This window comes from Marinimicrobium locisalis (assembly GCF_039822625.1).
Taxonomy (GTDB): Bacteria; Pseudomonadota; Gammaproteobacteria; order Pseudomonadales; family Cellvibrionaceae; genus Marinimicrobium; species Marinimicrobium locisalis.
This window is the reverse complement of sequence record NZ_JBDLLG010000001.1, coordinates 309,394-324,638: the sequence shown is the minus strand read 5'-3', so window position 1 is coordinate 324,638 and position 15,245 is coordinate 309,394. Positions and strand designations below refer to the sequence as shown.

At 58.0% G+C, this 15,245-nt stretch carries 17 protein-coding genes and 1 tRNA gene; 8 read left to right on the top strand and 10 right to left on the bottom strand.

The genetic code is table 11. The annotated features are described in order from the left end of the window. The first annotated feature begins 674 nt into the window (after nucleotides 1–674). The 7 genes from rne to AAE514_RS01445 all read left to right on the top strand — a co-directional run bounded on the left by rne (nucleotide 675) and on the right by AAE514_RS01445 (nucleotide 6,569). On the top strand, nucleotides 675–3,863 hold the full coding sequence (gene rne, locus AAE514_RS01475) for a ribonuclease E (protein ID WP_347329709.1): 3,189 nt from the start codon (nucleotides 675–677) through the stop codon (nucleotides 3,861–3,863). Between the two features lie 124 nt (nucleotides 3,864–3,987). Next, a tRNA-Ser gene (locus AAE514_RS01470) sits at nucleotides 3,988–4,078 on the top strand. A gap of 306 nt (nucleotides 4,079–4,384) precedes the next feature. Beyond that, complete coding sequence (locus tag AAE514_RS01465) at nucleotides 4,385–5,077, top strand: Bax inhibitor-1/YccA family protein (protein WP_347329708.1); 693 nt, start codon at nucleotides 4,385–4,387, stop codon at nucleotides 5,075–5,077. Nucleotides 5,078–5,146: 69 nt separating this feature from the next. Next, complete coding sequence (gene tusD / locus AAE514_RS01460) at nucleotides 5,147–5,539, top strand: sulfurtransferase complex subunit TusD (RefSeq protein WP_347329707.1); 393 nt, start codon at nucleotides 5,147–5,149, stop codon at nucleotides 5,537–5,539. Between the two features lie 2 nt (nucleotides 5,540–5,541). After that, a complete protein-coding gene (gene tusC / locus AAE514_RS01455; protein WP_347329706.1) occupies nucleotides 5,542–5,904 on the top strand; it encodes a sulfurtransferase complex subunit TusC in 363 nt (120 codons plus the stop codon). Nucleotides 5,905–5,918: 14 nt separating this feature from the next. Continuing rightward, nucleotides 5,919–6,230 (top strand): sulfurtransferase complex subunit TusB, encoded by a 312-nt coding sequence (gene tusB, locus AAE514_RS01450; RefSeq protein ID WP_347329705.1) that lies wholly within the window; start codon nucleotides 5,919–5,921, stop codon nucleotides 6,228–6,230. Nucleotides 6,231–6,233: 3 nt separating this feature from the next. Beyond that, complete coding sequence (locus AAE514_RS01445; protein WP_347329704.1) at nucleotides 6,234–6,569, top strand: TusE/DsrC/DsvC family sulfur relay protein; 336 nt, start codon at nucleotides 6,234–6,236, stop codon at nucleotides 6,567–6,569. Between the two features lie 440 nt (nucleotides 6,570–7,009). Here the strand turns inward: AAE514_RS01445 and AAE514_RS01440 are convergent, their stop codons facing one another. The 7 genes from AAE514_RS01440 to AAE514_RS01410 all read right to left on the bottom strand — a co-directional run bounded on the left by AAE514_RS01440 (nucleotide 7,010) and on the right by AAE514_RS01410 (nucleotide 12,699). After that, nucleotides 7,010–8,383 carry an alanine/glycine:cation symporter family protein gene (locus AAE514_RS01440; protein WP_347329703.1) on the bottom strand — a complete coding sequence of 458 codons (1,374 nt, stop codon included), beginning with the start codon at nucleotides 8,381–8,383 and terminating at the stop codon, nucleotides 7,010–7,012. 3 nt (nucleotides 8,384–8,386) lie between these two features. Then, nucleotides 8,387–8,716: a preprotein translocase subunit YajC gene (yajC, locus tag AAE514_RS01435; RefSeq protein WP_347329702.1), complete on the bottom strand. Its 330-nt coding sequence runs from the start codon at nucleotides 8,714–8,716 to the stop codon at nucleotides 8,387–8,389. A 134-nt stretch (nucleotides 8,717–8,850) separates the two neighbouring features. Then, nucleotides 8,851–9,294 (bottom strand): helix-turn-helix domain-containing protein, encoded by a 444-nt coding sequence (locus tag AAE514_RS01430; RefSeq protein WP_347329701.1) that lies wholly within the window; start codon nucleotides 9,292–9,294, stop codon nucleotides 8,851–8,853. 369 nt (nucleotides 9,295–9,663) lie between these two features. Then, complete coding sequence (gene bcp / locus AAE514_RS01425; protein ID WP_347329700.1) at nucleotides 9,664–10,137, bottom strand: thioredoxin-dependent thiol peroxidase; 474 nt, start codon at nucleotides 10,135–10,137, stop codon at nucleotides 9,664–9,666. A gap of 62 nt (nucleotides 10,138–10,199) precedes the next feature. Further along, nucleotides 10,200–11,081 carry a carbon-nitrogen hydrolase gene (locus tag AAE514_RS01420; protein WP_347329699.1) on the bottom strand — a complete coding sequence of 294 codons (882 nt, stop codon included), beginning with the start codon at nucleotides 11,079–11,081 and terminating at the stop codon, nucleotides 10,200–10,202. Then, entirely contained in the window at nucleotides 11,068–12,111 is a 1,044-nt protein-coding gene (locus AAE514_RS01415) for an agmatine deiminase family protein (protein ID WP_347329698.1), read from the bottom strand. The genes AAE514_RS01420 and AAE514_RS01415 overlap by 14 nt, the downstream gene beginning before the upstream one ends. Before the next feature lie 48 nt (nucleotides 12,112–12,159). Continuing rightward, nucleotides 12,160–12,699 (bottom strand): lipocalin family protein, encoded by a 540-nt coding sequence (locus AAE514_RS01410; RefSeq protein ID WP_347329697.1) that lies wholly within the window; start codon nucleotides 12,697–12,699, stop codon nucleotides 12,160–12,162. A 90-nt stretch (nucleotides 12,700–12,789) separates the two neighbouring features. Between AAE514_RS01410 and AAE514_RS01405 the strand changes: the two genes are divergently transcribed. Continuing rightward, a complete protein-coding gene (locus AAE514_RS01405) occupies nucleotides 12,790–13,266 on the top strand; it encodes a J domain-containing protein (protein WP_347329696.1) in 477 nt (158 codons plus the stop codon). A gap of 14 nt (nucleotides 13,267–13,280) precedes the next feature. On the opposite strand, the gene AAE514_RS01400 is transcribed toward AAE514_RS01405, so the two are convergent. From AAE514_RS01400 to AAE514_RS01390, 3 genes are read right to left on the bottom strand one after another with little or no spacing between them, the layout of a single operon-like run. Further along, on the bottom strand, nucleotides 13,281–14,102 hold the full coding sequence (locus AAE514_RS01400; RefSeq protein ID WP_347329695.1) for a methyltransferase domain-containing protein: 822 nt from the start codon (nucleotides 14,100–14,102) through the stop codon (nucleotides 13,281–13,283). A 13-nt stretch (nucleotides 14,103–14,115) separates the two neighbouring features. Beyond that, nucleotides 14,116–14,727, bottom strand: a complete 612-nt coding sequence (locus tag AAE514_RS01395) for a MiaE family protein (RefSeq protein WP_347329694.1) — start codon at nucleotides 14,725–14,727, stop codon at nucleotides 14,116–14,118. 14 nt (nucleotides 14,728–14,741) lie between these two features. Further along, nucleotides 14,742–15,242, bottom strand: a complete 501-nt coding sequence (locus AAE514_RS01390; RefSeq protein ID WP_347329693.1) for a DUF1289 domain-containing protein — start codon at nucleotides 15,240–15,242, stop codon at nucleotides 14,742–14,744. Nucleotides 15,243–15,245: the final 3 nt, after the last annotated feature.

The following is a 15,245-nucleotide window of genomic DNA, read 5'->3' as shown; positions in this document are numbered from 1 at the left end:
CGGGCTGCTGGGACAGGCAGGTTTCCGGACAGGTAGACGCAAAACAGGCCTGTTGCGAGGAAATACCGCTGACAGCACATCAGGCCCCTCTGGGAATGGCGAGACGACTTCCCTCCCCCCGGCGCGGCCAGTGAACTGACAAAACCGGTGCTACCGCAATGAAGCCCGAAAGGCCTGCGGAGCACACCATGACCATCGCGCCAGACGCGTGATAGCCACTGTTGATACTGTAAGTGTTTTTGTAGAACTCTGATTTCTACGCAATGCCGGCCAGGTGAATATCCGGCGTCACAATGAAGCAAAGGCTCAGACCGCGCGACACTCCGGCGGGCCCCGACACACAGGTGACGACCCGGCGCCCGAACACAATCCCGGCACTGCCAGATTCCACGTGGCGCTTCGTTCGAGCCCGGCTCGCCAAGCGCCACCTGAAGCCTAAACCGGAAAAGTAGAGTTTCATGGAGCAGGATTGTATGACGATCAAGGCGACTTCCAGCCTCCTCCGCCCACCGGCCAACTGCCGGGCGGATAGAGCGGCTGGAGGTTGCCCTCTGCCCCCGACCCATGGGGTCCGCCCACCGCGGACGCCATTGAAGCGGTTATAAAAACACAACAGCGTTGACCTTGGTTATTCCGCGTGCCTGGTGCCCGGACTAACAAACATTAGGTAACGCATGAAAAGAATGCTCATTAACGCAACTCAACCTGAAGAGTTGCGCGTTGCTCTGGTCGACGGCCAGTGGCTGTACGATCTGGACATCGAAAACCGCAACCGCGAGCAAAAAAAAGCCAACATCTACAAAGGCAAGATTACCCGGGTAGAACCCAGCCTGGAAGCCGCCTTCGTTGATTACGGTGCCGACCGCCACGGTTTTCTCCCTCTGAAAGAAATCTCCCGCGAGTACTTCACCAAGGCTCCGAATGAGGTCGAGGGCCGCATCAAAATCAAGGAAGTGGTTAAGGAAGGCACGGAAGTCATCGTGCAAGTGGACAAGGAAGAGCGCGGCAACAAGGGCGCTGCTCTTACCACCTTTGTCAGCCTGGCGGGGCGCTACCTGGTATTGATGCCCAACAACCCCCGTGCGGGCGGCATTTCCCGCCGCATTGAGGGGGAAGACCGCGCCCAGCTAAAGGACGCTCTGAGCGGCGTCGAAATCCCCTCCGGTATGGGCATTATCATCCGAACCGCCGGCGTGGGCCGCAGTTCGGAAGAGCTTCAGTGGGACCTCAATTACCTGCTGCAGCTGTGGGAATCCATCGACAAGGCTGCCAAAAGCGCCCCTGCCCCCAACTTTCTCTTCCAGGAAAGCAACGTTATTATTCGTGCCATCCGTGACTACCTGCGCCAAGACGTGGGCGAGGTCATGGTGGACAACAAGGAAGCCTACGACCTGGCAAATGGGTTTATTCAGCAAGTCATGCCGAACTTCGGCAGCAAGGTAAAGCTGTACGAAGATGACATTCCGCTGTTTAACCGCTATCAAATTGAAAGCCAGATCGAAACCGCCTTCCAACGAGAGGTAAAACTCCCCTCCGGCGGCTCGATCGTTATCGATGTGACCGAGGCGCTGATTTCCATCGACATCAACTCTTCGCGTGCCACCAAAGGCGGCGACATTGAAGAGACCGCGCTTCAGACCAACCTGGAAGCGGCGGACGAGATTGCCCGTCAGTTGCGTCTGCGGGACATGGGCGGCTTGATCGTCATCGACTTTATCGACATGCAGCCCGCGCGCAACCAGCGCGAAGTGGAAAACCGCATGCGCGACGCCCTGAACATGGACCGAGCCCGTGTTCAGGTGGGCCGGATTTCCCGCTTTGGCCTGCTGGAGATGTCCCGCCAGCGGTTGCGCCCCTCTCTGGGCGAAGTTCATGCCAAGGTATGCCCCCGTTGTAACGGCCAGGGCACCATTCGCAGCACCCGCTCTTTGGCCCTCTCGATCTTGCGCTTGGTGGAAGAGGAAGCGCAGAAAGAGCGCAGCGCCGAAATTCGCGCCATCGCCCCGCTCTCCGTGGCTACCTACCTGCTCAACGAAAAGCGTAAGACCATTTCCAACATCGAGCAGCGCAACAACACCCGCGTGGTCGTGGTGCCGAACTCGGACATGATGACACCGCACTTTGAAGTGCAACGCTTGCGCGACGATGACGAAGGCACTCTGGAAACCAGCTACAAAATCGTCGCCACGGCCGACGAGCACAGCGAAGAAGAGACCGATATTAAAGCCAAGCCGGTTCCCGCCGCCCAGCCTGTGGTCCAGCCGGCGGCACCCAGCGAAGCAGCGCCCACGCCCCCGGCCCCCAAGGTGCCGACTCTGTGGGAGCGCTTTACCGCCCTACTGGCGGGTCTGTTCCAAAGCGAAGAAGAGGACGACCGCAAGAAGGACAGCGACAACAAAAAGGGCGGGCACCAGCGCAGTCGCCATGGCCGGAACGGGCAAAGCCAGAACCGTCGTCGCGAAGGTGGCGGCCGGAACCGCCGAAACACCAATCGTCGTGATGACCGCGACGCCTCCAAAGGCGACAGAGACAAGCGTCGGGACTCCGACAAGGCGCCGGAGAAGGCAAAAGAGGACGGCGACAAAACCACCGAAGGCGGCAATCGTCGCTCGCGCGGCGGACGCAACCGTCGCGGCGGCAACAAGCCCGACACCCGCCAAAGCGACGACAAGCGTGCCTCAAACGACAGGGGGCCCGCAGAGAAGTCACCGGCGGCGGACAAGGCACCCGCAGCCGATAAATCATCGGCCGCGGACACCAACAAAGACGCTCAAGGCTCTGATAGCGACTCCCAGGACAGCCGTCCACCGAAACGCCCGGCGGGCCGTCGCCCGCGCTCCGGCCCCCGCCGTCGCAACCGGCGTGAGATCCCGGACGAGGTGATTGAGAAGGCGAACGATATTCAGGCCGCCAACCAGGAAGCCACCGCCGAAGCCTCTGAAAAGTCCGGCGCGGAGAACCGTAAGCCTCGCCGGAGCAACCAGCCACAGAGTGAGGCTGGCGAGACGTCGTCGGAGGCCGTTGACACCGAGCCGACTGAAAAGCCGAGCCAGAAGGCGGCCCAAACCGACTCCCCAACGGTGGCGAGCGACAAGCCGCGCAATGACAACCGGGAGCAGGTGGCAGACGCTCCTGAACAGGCCGTCGGCTCCGAACAAAAACGAGGCCCCGAGCCCTCGGACAGTGAGGCCACCGACAAGCCTAAGGCAGAGCCGGCTTCAGACGCCGTGGTCCAGACCCGGCCGACGGAGAAAACCGTCGAGCGGGCTCGCGCGCAAGTGAGCCAGCGCCAAGTGGGTGAACCGCCTCGCACCGCCGAACCGAAAGCGGCGCCCAGCGAACAGGCTCGCCCCTCCCAGCCGGCGCCAAGCACTGCCTCCGCCAAACCAAAGGAAGCGCCCCAGGAGCGCCAGCCTCAACAAGCGCCAGCGTCCCCTTCGGCGGCAGAAAAAGCCCCGTTGCCGACTGACCAAGAGCCGTCCTCTGAAGTCGAGAAAAAGCCTTCCACGCCAACTGAGCCTTCCTCGACTGAAGAGAAGCCTTCTGCGGCTCAACAACCGTCGTCGGCGTCGGAAGCCGAGCCCGCCCCAGAGACTGTGGCGCAGAAGTCGCCTGAAGCTCCGGCGCCCCAGGCCAAACCCGCTCAAGCGCCTTCGGCAACCCCCAAACGCGCCGCCAACGACCCTCGTCTGGCTCCGCAATCCAGGGTTCCCGCCGAAATCATCACCGAGCAGCGGGAGCAATCAACGGCTCGAGCGTTGGATACCCGCCAGCCGCCGTCGGTCACCCACAACCCACGCCCCCTGACCCGGGCAGCCAATGACCCGCGCAGCCGCCAGGCGGAATCGGGAGCTGGCGAGTAAGCTGCTTGAGGGTGTGCCCTTAACCGGGCACACCCTCCGGTTCCGGTAAGTCTTAGAAATCCTTGGATTTTTTCAGGTTTTCCCCTTGTTCCAAAAAAAAAGCTCTGTATAATTTGCCCCTCTCGGAAGGGTGGCAGAGCGGTTGAATGCAGCGGTCTTGAAAACCGCCGTAGGTTAATAGCCTACCCAGGGTTCGAATCCCTGCCCTTCCGCCATATAGTAAAAACCCTCCCCATAACTGGGGAGGGTTTTTTTATGGCCGGGGGAAACACGGGGGCGGTCGCATAAACCTCAACAACCACGGCGGCCTCATTGAATTACCGGCTCACCACCCTCATATAGGCGTTAGTGAACCCAAAGGGCAAGCCGAGCGTCTAATGCATCGGATGGTTAGAACCACCGATAGGCAAAACCTTAGCGCCAAGGTCCCAATCATCTGGACTTGCTCAAAGGTTACCTAGTATGATTTGGTATGCATGTCTGAGCGATTCAGACACTACTGCTATTAACGGAGAACTACGATGCGAGAGCTTTACACCCAAAATGCGCGAAGTGCGCGGGCCGATATTGGTAGCAGCGTTGAGGTCAACAAGGTATTGCGTAATACCTATTCCTTGCTGGCGCTGACACTGGCTTTCAGCGCGGTCACCGCCGGCATCGCCATGGCCGTCAACCTGTCTCACGGCGCGGGTCTGATTATGAGCCTCGTGGCCCTGGGTCTGATTTGGTTCGTCCTTCCCAGAACGGCCAATTCCTCCGCGGGTCTGGGAGTGGTGTTTTTGTTTACCGGTCTGATCGGTGCCAGCTTGGGCCCCATTGTCAACCACTACCTGGCCATGGCCAACGGCGGGTCCATCGTGCTACAGGCACTGGGTGGTACCGCCGCGATCTTCCTGGGTCTGTCCGGTTACACGCTAACCACTCGCAAGGATTTCAGCTTCCTTCGCGGCTTTGTGGCCGTGGGCTTAATGGTCATGATTGGTTGCATGTTATTGATGCTCGGCGCCTCCCTGTTCGGCTTTGACGTTTCGGCGCTAAGCTTGGCATTTTCCGCCGCAGTCGTGCTGCTGATGTCTGCACTGATTTTGTACCAGACCAGTGCCATTATCCACGGAGGCGAAACCAACTACATTTTGGCCACCACCTCTTTGTATCTGTCGATTATTAACCTGTTTACCAGCCTGCTTCACCTCATTGGTGCCAGCAACGAATAACAGGGGCTCGACAGCCTTCGACAAAAAGCCCCGCCCGTCGGGGCTTTTTTCGTTTAGCGGACTTATTGTATGAAATTTGCGCTTGCCATCTACGCCGCCCCTTTCAGTGCTCAGGCGAGCCAAACCGCCCTGCACTTCACCCAAGAGCTATTGGCGCAAGGGCATGAGGTGGTTCGGGTCTTTTTCTACCAGGATGGAGTGCACACGGGCAACCAACTGGCTACCCCGGCCCAGGACGAGCAGAACATCACCGAAGCCTGGCGAGCGCTGACCAGAGCTCACGATTTGGATGTGGTGGTGTGCATCGCCACGGCACTCAAGCGGGGTATTCTCAACGAGGAAGAGGCGCAACGCTATCAGCAGCCGGCCAGCAACCTCGCCCCGGAGTTTGCTCTGAGCGGCCTCGGCCAGTGGGTGGAGGCGGTGGTGCGCGCCGATCGTGTCGTGACCTTTGGAGCCTGACGATGAGCCGAAAAATCCTTTTTACCCTTCGTCATGCCCCTTATGGCAGCGCCATTGCCCGGGAAGCGCTGGATGCATTGCTGGCCACGGCTGTATTTGGGCAGGATATCAGCGTATTATTTATGGATGACGGTGTTTTCCAGCTGCTGCCAAAGCAGTCCCCCGAGGCACTGCCTCAGAAAACGCTGTCTTCAAGCCTGTCGGCGCTGCCGCTGTACGATGTGGAAAAGCTTTACGTGCACGCGCCCTCTCTGGAAGCACGCGGTTTGACCAAGGATGAGCTGGCCTTGGATGGCCTGGTCTCATTAACCTCGGAAGAAGTGGCCACACTTTTTGGCGAGCAGGACCATTTACTCAGCTTCTAAACTGATTCTTAATCATGAGCACACTGCACACTGTCAATAAGTCGCCTTTCGCGCAACAGACACTTTCGTCTTGCATTAATATTTGCCGGGCGGGTGATGCGCTATTATTAATTGAGGATGGGGTCTATGCCGCCCTGCCCTCGTCACCAACAGCGGAGGCTCTGAAAGCGTTGGTCAGGGAGCGCGAGGTGGATCTTTTCGCTCTGGAACCTGACCTACAAGCTCGGGGGTTGGATGATCGTGTTTCCGGTTGGGTTAAGGTGGTGGATTATTCGGGCTTTGTGCAGTTGAGTACGGAGCATAAGACGGTTCAAAGTTGGTATTAAGCGATGGCGTTACGGTTGGATGGTGGCCGGGAGGTGCCGACGGATAAGGAGGGTTTTTTGAAGGATTTGTCGGACTGGAGTCCGGCGGTGGCCGAGGCTTTGGCCCGGGAGGTTGATGTGGAGCTGACGCCGGAGCACTGGGAGGTGATTGAGTTGTTGCGTGAGTTTTACCGGGAGTTTGAGCTCTCGCCCGCGATGCGTCCTTTGGTTAAGCGCGTGGGCCAAAAACTCGGACCAGAGAAGGGCCGCAGTATTTATTTGATGAAGCTTTTTCCCCCCAGCCCCGCCAAGGTGGCCAGTAAAATCGCCGGCCTTCCCCGACCTGATAACTGCCTTTGACCGCAAAACCCTTTATTCTCCATCTTGATTGGCTACCCTCCAGCTAGACCGGCAGGGGTTGGGGTATACCCTTCCAAGACACGCCGCACCGCTCTATAAGCTGAACCCGAAGAAGCCACTAGAAAGTCCGGCATCAATTCCGGTATACCTTCCCGAGACACGCCGTTAATACGTCCCTGTAGGCTCGAATCGCGAATCCCGCGCTCCACGGTCTCGGGAAGGTATACCGGAATCGCTGCCTCATTAGTAACTGGGTGTTCAGTGGTATTAGGGGGCACGTTGCACTGAGGTCTGCGAAGCGAAGTACCATTACAGGACCGTGGAGCGCGGGAGTCGCGATTCGAGCCCCCAGGGATGGGTTCACGGCGTGTCTTGTAATGGTACTTCGCTTCGCAGACCGGAACATCTAAGAGCCTGAAACATGAAACGCAGCAGAAAATTCAAAGCCCCAACGGCTCAGTATTCTTTCGGGCAAAATACTCTTTGGTGAGACCGACCACCACCCCGGAAAGAGCCAGTAGCGCAATCAGATTGGGAACCGCCATCAGCCCGTTCAGAATATCCGCCACGATCCAGACAATACCCAGACTGACATTGGCGCCGACCGGAATTGCCAGCACCCAAACCACCCGAAACGGCGTGATAATGCGCTCACCAAACAAATACTGCGCACAACGCTCCCCATAGTAGCTCCACGCCAAAAGCGTAGTAAACGCAAATAGCGAGAGACACAGCGCCACCAAATGTTGCCCCTGAGGAATCGTAGAGGCAAACGCCTCCTGCGACATCATCGGGCCTTCCGCGCCGCTATGCCATGCGCCGGTCACAATCAGGACCAAGCCCGTCACGGTGCACACCACCAGAGTATCAATAAACGTTCCCAGCATCGCCACCATCCCCTGACCTACCGGGCTGTTCGTTTGGGCGGCGGCGTGGGCAATGGGGGCGCTGCCCAAGCCCGCCTCGTTGGAGAAGACACCGCGAGCAACGCCGAACTGAATCGCCACCATGATGGTGGCGCCGGCAAAACCGCCGGTGGCCGCCGTACCAGTGAAGGCCGATTCAAACACCAACCCCACAGCGGCGGGAATGTCTGTGAGGTGAAGGGCGAGAATAGTGAGGCCACTGGCCAAATACAGCAGTGCCATAAAAGGCACCAACTTGCCGGCCACGCTGGCCAAGCGCTTTACTCCTCCGATCAAAACCGCGCCCACCATGGCCATCAAACCAATACTGGTCGCCCAGGCGGGAATACCGAAGCTCTCGTTCAGCGCGCCCGCCACGGAGTTGGCTTGAACGGTGTTACCGATACCAAAGCCCGCCAACATGCCGAAAAATGCAAAGAGGCCCCCGAGCCACACCCAACGCTGGCCGAGGCCATTCTTGATGTAGTACATCGGGCCGCCTACGTGTCGGCCATGTTCGTCCTTCTCCCGGTAATGGACGGCGCACACGGCTTCGGCGTACTTGGTAGCCATACCCACCAGCGCGCTGCACCACATCCAGAAAAGCGCGCCCGGGCCACCGATGCCAATGGCAGTGGCGACACCGACGATATTGCCTGTGCCGATGGTGGCGGACAAGGCGGTCATAAGGGCGTTAAATGAGCTGATATCGCCTTCTCCGTCGGAGCGGCGACCGCGGGAAAGTTGGCGGAAGGCTGTACCGATGCGCCTCAGCGGCATAGCGCCAAGGCGTACCATCAAAAGCAGGCCGGTGCCGAGGATCAGCACCAGCAAAAACTCTCCCCAGATCAGCCCCTTAATGATGCTTAGCAGGGCTTCCAACGCTTGTAAGGGAGAGTTGCCATTCATAGTTTAGATTGACTTAATGGTGCCTTTGGGCAGTACAGCGTGCACCGCCACTTTCTGGAACTTCTGTTCTTGGTTATCACCGGTATCGAGAACGATGTAGTTATCGTCCACTTTCACGATTTTCCCAAGCAGGCCACTGGTCATGACCACTTCATCCCCTTTGCTCAAGGAAGAGACCAGGTTTTGGTGCTCTTTCTGACGTTTGCGTTGCGGACGAATAATGAACAAGTACATAAACACAAAAAGCCCACCAAACATCAACAGAGTGACCATGGGGTTACCCTGTGATGGTGCAGCGTCTTGGGCCATTGCGGCGGGAATAAAGAATTCCATGTATCAAGCCTCTTTCTCTAGGTCGGAAAAAGGGCTAACTCTACCTTGTTTACGCTAGGCAGGCAATTGCGAAGAGGGGGCGGAACAATACCCCCGGCCGCGGGAAGCGGCCGGGGGCAACGAGCGTGCCTTGATCAGGCGTAATCTCGAAACAGCTTTCGAAACACACTGGGGGACAAACCCGTCCAGCGTTTAAAGGCGTTGGTAAAACTGGTGCGGTCTGAAAAATCCAAAGCTTTGGATACCGCATCCACGCTCATATGCTGATCAATTAAAAACTTGATTGCATAATGAAAACGTAAGCTGTCTCGCAATTGCGCAAAATTTTCACCTTGCTGCTGCAGTCGACGTTGCAAAGTCCTTTTTGACAGGTCCAGATCCTCGGCAATATAGTCAATTGCTAATGGATCTTGACCTACTCGACGATGCAGCACATCCAGAACTTTTGAGGCTACCCCTTCTGTCGGGGGAATTTTCGCCAATTCTAGATATTCATGGTATGACCGAACGCCGGGGGTGGCGAACGGACGCGCTGCGCTATCACTGATTCGATCATCGATACGCTGTAACTGAATCATACAGGCCTCTCCTTCTGCCAAAAACTCTGGGCATTGAATATTAGTTACGCTGAGTGGTCGCGGAGACGCTGACAGCGAACTGCCAGTGGCCGAACTCTCGCGATCGTTTTAATGTTGGGCCGGAGCCCGGCCTGACACCGCTTTCCGACCATCTCGCAATGACGCTCTAGCTGCCCTTTTGAGGCGGACCAAAGCACTTCATTGACAAGACAACTGTAGTATAGGCCAATCAAAAGCGAAATGTCGCCAACGGAGTCAAAAAAACCGACACACAGCGGGATTAAGATCACATTTTTATTAAAAAGCCAATCTTATACCCATTAGTTGTCATCCATTTCACCCTCGCCACTCAATGCCGCTGCCGGAGTCTCAGAAATGTTCACGCACGTAGTCTAAAATGACGCCATCGTGGTTCTTCGTGGTGAATTTTTCCGGGATATGACGCAAACGCCCTTCCTTGTCAATCAGGAAGGTGGTCCGAATCAGGCCCATGTACTCCTTGCCCGCAAACTGCTTTAACCCCCAGACGCCGTACTTCTCGGCAACCTGGTGGTCCGGGTCGGACAGCAAGTCGAAATTCAAGCCCTGTTTGGCGATGAATTTTTGTAGCGCCGGCCCTTTATCAGGGCTAACCCCCAATACGACCGTGTCGTGGTCACCGAGTTCCGAGAGCGCATCGCGCATGCCACAGGCTTGTACGGTGCACCCTGGCGTGGACGCCTTCGGGTAGAAGTACAAAACCACGTTTTTCTTGCCCCGAAAGTCCTTGAGGCTGACCTTGTCCCCATCCTGGTTGTTCAAGGTAAAGGCCGGAGCCAGATTGCCAATTTTTGGTAGTGCCATGGTTACTCCTAAACAACGTCTAACCCATCAATGTAGAAAGACGCCCCAAAATGGGGCGTCCTTCAATCTCGATACAATTTTGTTAAATCGCCATAATGGTCCACCCGTCGGTCCCGCAAATAGGGCCAGATTCGACGAACCTCCTCGCTCCGAGCCATATCCAGGCTAACCACCGTGCTTTCGGGCTGATCGATGGTGGCTGTGTACAAAAGCTCTCCCTGGGGCCCGGCCGCAAAACTGGTACCCCAGAAATCAATCCCCGAGCCACCGCCCGGGTCAGGCTCATGTCCGATGCGGTTGACGCTGATCACGGGCAGGCCGTTGGCCACGGCGTGAGCGCGTTGAACCGTCATCCAGGCTTCTCGCTGGCGCCCTTGCTCTTGGGGATCGTCTTCCCGGCTCCAGCCAATGGCTGTGGGGTAGATCAACAGCTGCGCCCCAGCCATGGCCATCAGGCGTGCCGCCTCCGGGAACCACTGGTCCCAACAGACCAGCACGCCGAGCTTGCCCACTGAGGTCTCAATGGGGTTGAACCCCATGTCGCCGGGGGTGAAATAGAACTTTTCGTAGAACCCTGGATCATCCGGGATGTGCATTTTCCGGTATTGCCCGGCGATGGTCCCGTCCCGCTCAATAACAACAGCCGTGTTGTGGTACAGGCCGGGGGCGCGCCGCTCAAACAGAGAAGAAACAATCACCACGCCCAGAGACTTGGCCAACGCGCCCAACCGCTCGGTACTCGGACCGGGGATCGGTTCGGCCAAGTCAAACTGCTCCACGTCCTCTTGCTGGCAGAAATACAACCCGCGGTGCAGTTCCTGGAGAACCACCAACTGAGCTCCCTGCTCCGCCGCGGCGCGGATACCGTTCATGGACGCTTCCAGGTTTGCCTCCAGATCATCACTACAAGCGTGTTGGACGAGGCCGACATTAAGCTGGGTCATAGAGCACTCCCTCCGGTAGCTGCATGGTAATACAGTGCAGGCTGCCCCCTTGCTCGATCAACACCGAGCAGGGAATGCCGAAAATGTGGTAACCCGGGAAGGCCTGCATCACCTGCTCAAGCGCCTGCTCATCCGCGGGATTGTCGTACTGGGGCACAAGCACTGCGCCGTTGATGACTAAAAAATTAGCGTAGGTCGCCGGCAGGCGCTCGCCCTCGTCGTTCAGAACCGGCCCCGGCCAGGGCAACGGCCGCAATTGATAGGGCTGACCCTCGGCGTCGGTCATGGCGGCCAGCTCCGCCTCCATGGCCTGGAGATCCGAATAGTGTTCATCCTGGGGGTCGTCGCACTGCATATACAAAACGACGTTATTCGGGCACAGACGGGCAATGGTATCGATATGGCTGTCAGTGTCATCCCCTAGGAGGTGACCATGGGAGAGCCAGTTGACCTGGCGCACCCCGAACGCTTCCTTCAGGCGCGTTTCAATGTCCTCGCGGCTGAGCGCCGGGTTCCGGTTGGCGTTTAACAGACAGGCTTCGGTGGTGAGCAGGGTGCCTCTTCCGTCCACTTCGATCGACCCCCCTTCCAATACCCAGTCCTGCGCCTCAAGCTCTACTTCCGGAAAAGCGCCGTCCCGATGCAGGCGGGCCGTCACCTCGTTATCCAGCTCGTGAGCGAACTTGCCGCCCCAGCCATTGAAACCAAAGTCCAGCAAGCGCGGGGTGCCTTCGACCAGCACGGTCAGGGGGCCGTGGTCCCGAGCCCAGGTATCGTTGCTCGGCGCCGGGCGCAAATGCACCACCTCCATGGGAACGTTCATCGCCTCCAGGCGCGCCTCTATGGTCTCGAGCTCGTCCTCGGGCACCGCGATGATTAGATCCGCGTAGTCGGCGATGACGGTGACCAAGCCTTCATAGAGGGCCGTGACCTCCTCCAGGTTCGGCGCCCAGTCACTGCGGCGGTGGGGCCAGGTTAGCAGGACGGCGTCCTGCGGCTCCCATTCCGCGGGAAGACGTGGTTGCTCCATAAATTCCCCTCAAACAGGCGATCGATAAAGAGCGGGATTATAACGAATTCAGGGGGTGAATGTGGCCGGGTAGATCAGCTCTTGCGTGTCAAAACCCAAGGCCTCCGCTTTCGCCACAAGCCGGCGCAATACCGATTGCCCCAGTTCCGGCTCGCGGGAGAGGATCCAGAGATAGGAGCGATCCGGTCCGGCCACCATCGAATAGTCGTAATCATCACTCAATTCAATGATGTTATAGCTCCCATAAAACGGGCCGAAGAAAGAGACCTTCAGCCGACCGACGTTTTCATCGCCGATGAAGTAAGCCCGGCCTTCGGCCTCCTCCCACTGCCCCGTTTCGGCGTTATATCCGCGATTAACGACTCGAATACCGCCGTCCTCGCGTCGAGAGTAGGTCGCCGTCACCGGGGCCAGGCCCTCCTCGAAATCATGGTCCAGCCGGGCGATTTCATGCCACTCCCCCAGGTACCGTTGCAGCTCGAACTCCCTGACCGGCTCCAGTCCTTCCGGGAGACCGGTGTCCGAGCAGCCCGTGAGGCCCAACAGCAACCACACGCCAACAATTTTAAGCCGGACTAAATACCTCATATACGTCACTCCCCTGTTTTTCCTGAATCAATGGTCTTTATAATACCGGCTCAACATACGTCGCGCCGATGCGACTGGACGAGTGTTCTAATGATTCGACTGCTAATTGCCCTGGTGATCATCATCGGCCTCTGGGCCGCCATGGGCCACCTCAAACGCCTACCCCCGGCCGAACGCAAGCGGCTACTCTGGAAGCTGGGCCTGTGGGGCGCCGGTGCCGGACTTCTGGTTTTGGTGGCCACGGGGCGGGCTCACTGGCTCTTTGCTATCGTCGGCGCCCTACTGCCCCTGGCTAAAACGGCCCTGGGGCTGGGCCTGCAATTCTTCCCTCTGTGGAAACAGAAACAACAGACCGCTGGCAAACAGCCGAGCGTCGGTCCGATGTCCGTGCGGGAGGCAATGGACACACTCGGGCTTAAAGGCGACGAACAGGCACTGACCCGAGACGAAGTGGTATCTGCCCACCGGAAACTCATGCAGAAACTTCACCCGGACCGGGGCGGGAATGACTTTCTGGCCGCCAAGGTGAACGAAGCAAAAGAACTGCTAATAAAGCGGTTGGGCTGAGCCGCGCAAGCCCATTAGCGGGCCGGGTGCCGCTGCGCCAGTACGTGTATATAGCGCCCGAGCGAGCGATATGGCTCCTGCTGGGACAGCCGCAGCTCCAACTCAACCACTTTGTCCGGGTGCTGCTCCCGTTGCTCCTTGTCGAGAATATAGTCGTGAAAAACCCGGATGCCACTAGTCGCCAAACGCCTCAGGGGCAGCTCGGCCAGCCAAGTGTCCACCGTTTCCGGGTAGAGCGGGTTGATAGGCGACAAACTCCCCCGAAAGCCCCCGTAGTCCCCCTTTTCCACTTTCTTAAAATTGGTGCGCAGTAGGTTCTTGTACACCGCCCCATGCAAATTGTAGTAGCTCAAGGATAAATAGCCGCCGGGCGCCAGCCACTGAAGCAGGTGCGACAGGACCGCTTTCGGGTCCAAAACCCATTCGAGCACCGCATGGCAGATAACCAAATCAAACGGTTCGCTCTCCGGCGCTAGCGCCTCGACGAGCCCCTGGATGGGCGCTCGTACCAGCCTCACCCGGTCACTCACCCCAAGCGCCTCCGCCTCCAGCCGGGCGCCCTTGAGCATCTGCTCCGAGATGTCGCACAGCGTGACCGAGTGCCCCGCCCGAGCCAGCGGCAGAGAAAACTGCCCTTGTCCGCCGCCCGCATCCAGAATACGTAGCGTGGGTTTGCCGGTATCCGGCACAAAGGGGGGAATCGGGAGGTGGTGGCCGAAGTCCCGGCGTAATACCGACAGGCGAATGCGCCCTTTCAAGCCACCGTAGACGTTGCGAGCGAAACGCGCCGCCAGGTCATCAAAGTTGCGATCACCCGTGACGGGATGTTTGGCCATGGGGTCGAACCTCTTATGCGGCCCGGGGCACGCCGCTGTGAAACCGGAAGGTGTCGTCCGGTGATTCGATCAGAGTTTTCTCCAGCGCCAGAAATTCATCCACCCGCGGTTGAATGGCGGTCTCCCCCGAGGCTTTTTGCGCCAGTTTAAGATAGTCCTGAAAATGGCGTGCTTCGGATTTGAGCAAAGAGAGATAGAAGCCCTGCAGCTCCTCATCCAGGTGGGGCGCCAGCTTGGCAAAGCGCTCGCAGGAACGGGCTTCGATAATGGCACCCACAATCAGGGTATCCACATAGCGGCCGGGCTCGTGAGTGCGAATCGGTTGCCTCAATTCCGAAGCATAGCGGCTGGGGGAAATCTGGCCGTAGGCGATGTCTCGCTTCTGCATCAGGCTCATGACCTGCTCGTAATGACGAAGCTCCTCGCGCGCGAGCCGTGACATTTTGTGCATCATCTCGTAATCCCCCACGTAGCGGTACATGAGGGTCAGCGCGGTGGAGGCGGCCTTCTTTTCGCAGTTGGCGTGGTCGAGCAACAGCAGGGGCTCATTGTTCAGCGCCCAGGTCACCCACGCATCCGGAGTTTCGCACTGAAGAAAGTCGGTAATTGGTTTTATATCAGTCATTTAAAGTCATTATTTCACGTATTTTGTTCGGTATTTTGAGCCGCTTTTTGCATGGCATCCCGAGCAAGCCCCGGCTCGATAAAGCGTTCGTAGTGGGCACAAGACAGCTCGTAAAAGTCCCGATCAATCTGGTCCCGTAATTCCGTCAAGGGGGTACCCTGCCACTCCGGCTTGACCCTCAAACCGAAGTGGCTAGGCTCGCGAATCTGACTGGCACCGGCCTTGAGTAAATCAAAGACCCAGCAGTACGGATCTTGATCCTCGTTGAAACGGATTTGCTGGTGGCGCATTTGCTGAAACAGCGCGGACTCGTCGATAATCTCAAAGCGCAGGCTAACCACCTGGGTCAAAAAGGTGGCCAACCTCTGGACGATAATCGCCCTCTGCGACTGATCATAGGCGTTCCAGTCGATCACCTCGTGCGCAAAGCGCTTGCAGCCCCGGCAAACGCTGTCGCCAATTCCGGTGGAGCAAACGCCGACACAAGGGGTTTTGACGCGTTTGAGAATAGTCATAAA

What these genes read in the sequence shown, in the direction of transcription:
- rne (WP_347329709.1), top strand. Translation starts at nt 675, where the DNA reads ATGAAAAGAATGCTCATTAACGCAACTCAACCTGAAGAGTTGCGCGTT.
- AAE514_RS01465 (WP_347329708.1), top strand. Translation starts at nt 4,385, where the DNA reads ATGCGAGAGCTTTACACCCAAAATGCGCGAAGTGCGCGGGCCGATATT.
- tusD (WP_347329707.1), top strand. Translation starts at nt 5,147, where the DNA reads ATGAAATTTGCGCTTGCCATCTACGCCGCCCCTTTCAGTGCTCAGGCG.
- tusC (WP_347329706.1), top strand. Translation starts at nt 5,542, where the DNA reads ATGAGCCGAAAAATCCTTTTTACCCTTCGTCATGCCCCTTATGGCAGC.
- tusB (WP_347329705.1), top strand. Translation starts at nt 5,919, where the DNA reads ATGAGCACACTGCACACTGTCAATAAGTCGCCTTTCGCGCAACAGACA.
- AAE514_RS01445 (WP_347329704.1), top strand. Translation starts at nt 6,234, where the DNA reads ATGGCGTTACGGTTGGATGGTGGCCGGGAGGTGCCGACGGATAAGGAG.
- AAE514_RS01440 (WP_347329703.1), bottom strand. Translation starts at nt 8,383, where the DNA reads ATGAATGGCAACTCTCCCTTACAAGCGTTGGAAGCCCTGCTAAGCATC.
- yajC (WP_347329702.1), bottom strand. Translation starts at nt 8,716, where the DNA reads ATGGAATTCTTTATTCCCGCCGCAATGGCCCAAGACGCTGCACCATCA.
- AAE514_RS01430 (WP_347329701.1), bottom strand. Translation starts at nt 9,294, where the DNA reads ATGATTCAGTTACAGCGTATCGATGATCGAATCAGTGATAGCGCAGCG.
- bcp (WP_347329700.1), bottom strand. Translation starts at nt 10,137, where the DNA reads ATGGCACTACCAAAAATTGGCAATCTGGCTCCGGCCTTTACCTTGAAC.
- AAE514_RS01420 (WP_347329699.1), bottom strand. Translation starts at nt 11,081, where the DNA reads ATGACCCAGCTTAATGTCGGCCTCGTCCAACACGCTTGTAGTGATGAT.
- AAE514_RS01415 (WP_347329698.1), bottom strand. Translation starts at nt 12,111, where the DNA reads ATGGAGCAACCACGTCTTCCCGCGGAATGGGAGCCGCAGGACGCCGTC.
- AAE514_RS01410 (WP_347329697.1), bottom strand. Translation starts at nt 12,699, where the DNA reads ATGAGGTATTTAGTCCGGCTTAAAATTGTTGGCGTGTGGTTGCTGTTG.
- AAE514_RS01405 (WP_347329696.1), top strand. Translation starts at nt 12,790, where the DNA reads ATGATTCGACTGCTAATTGCCCTGGTGATCATCATCGGCCTCTGGGCC.
- AAE514_RS01400 (WP_347329695.1), bottom strand. Translation starts at nt 14,102, where the DNA reads ATGGCCAAACATCCCGTCACGGGTGATCGCAACTTTGATGACCTGGCG.
- AAE514_RS01395 (WP_347329694.1), bottom strand. Translation starts at nt 14,727, where the DNA reads ATGACTGATATAAAACCAATTACCGACTTTCTTCAGTGCGAAACTCCG.
- AAE514_RS01390 (WP_347329693.1), bottom strand. Translation starts at nt 15,242, where the DNA reads ATGACTATTCTCAAACGCGTCAAAACCCCTTGTGTCGGCGTTTGCTCC.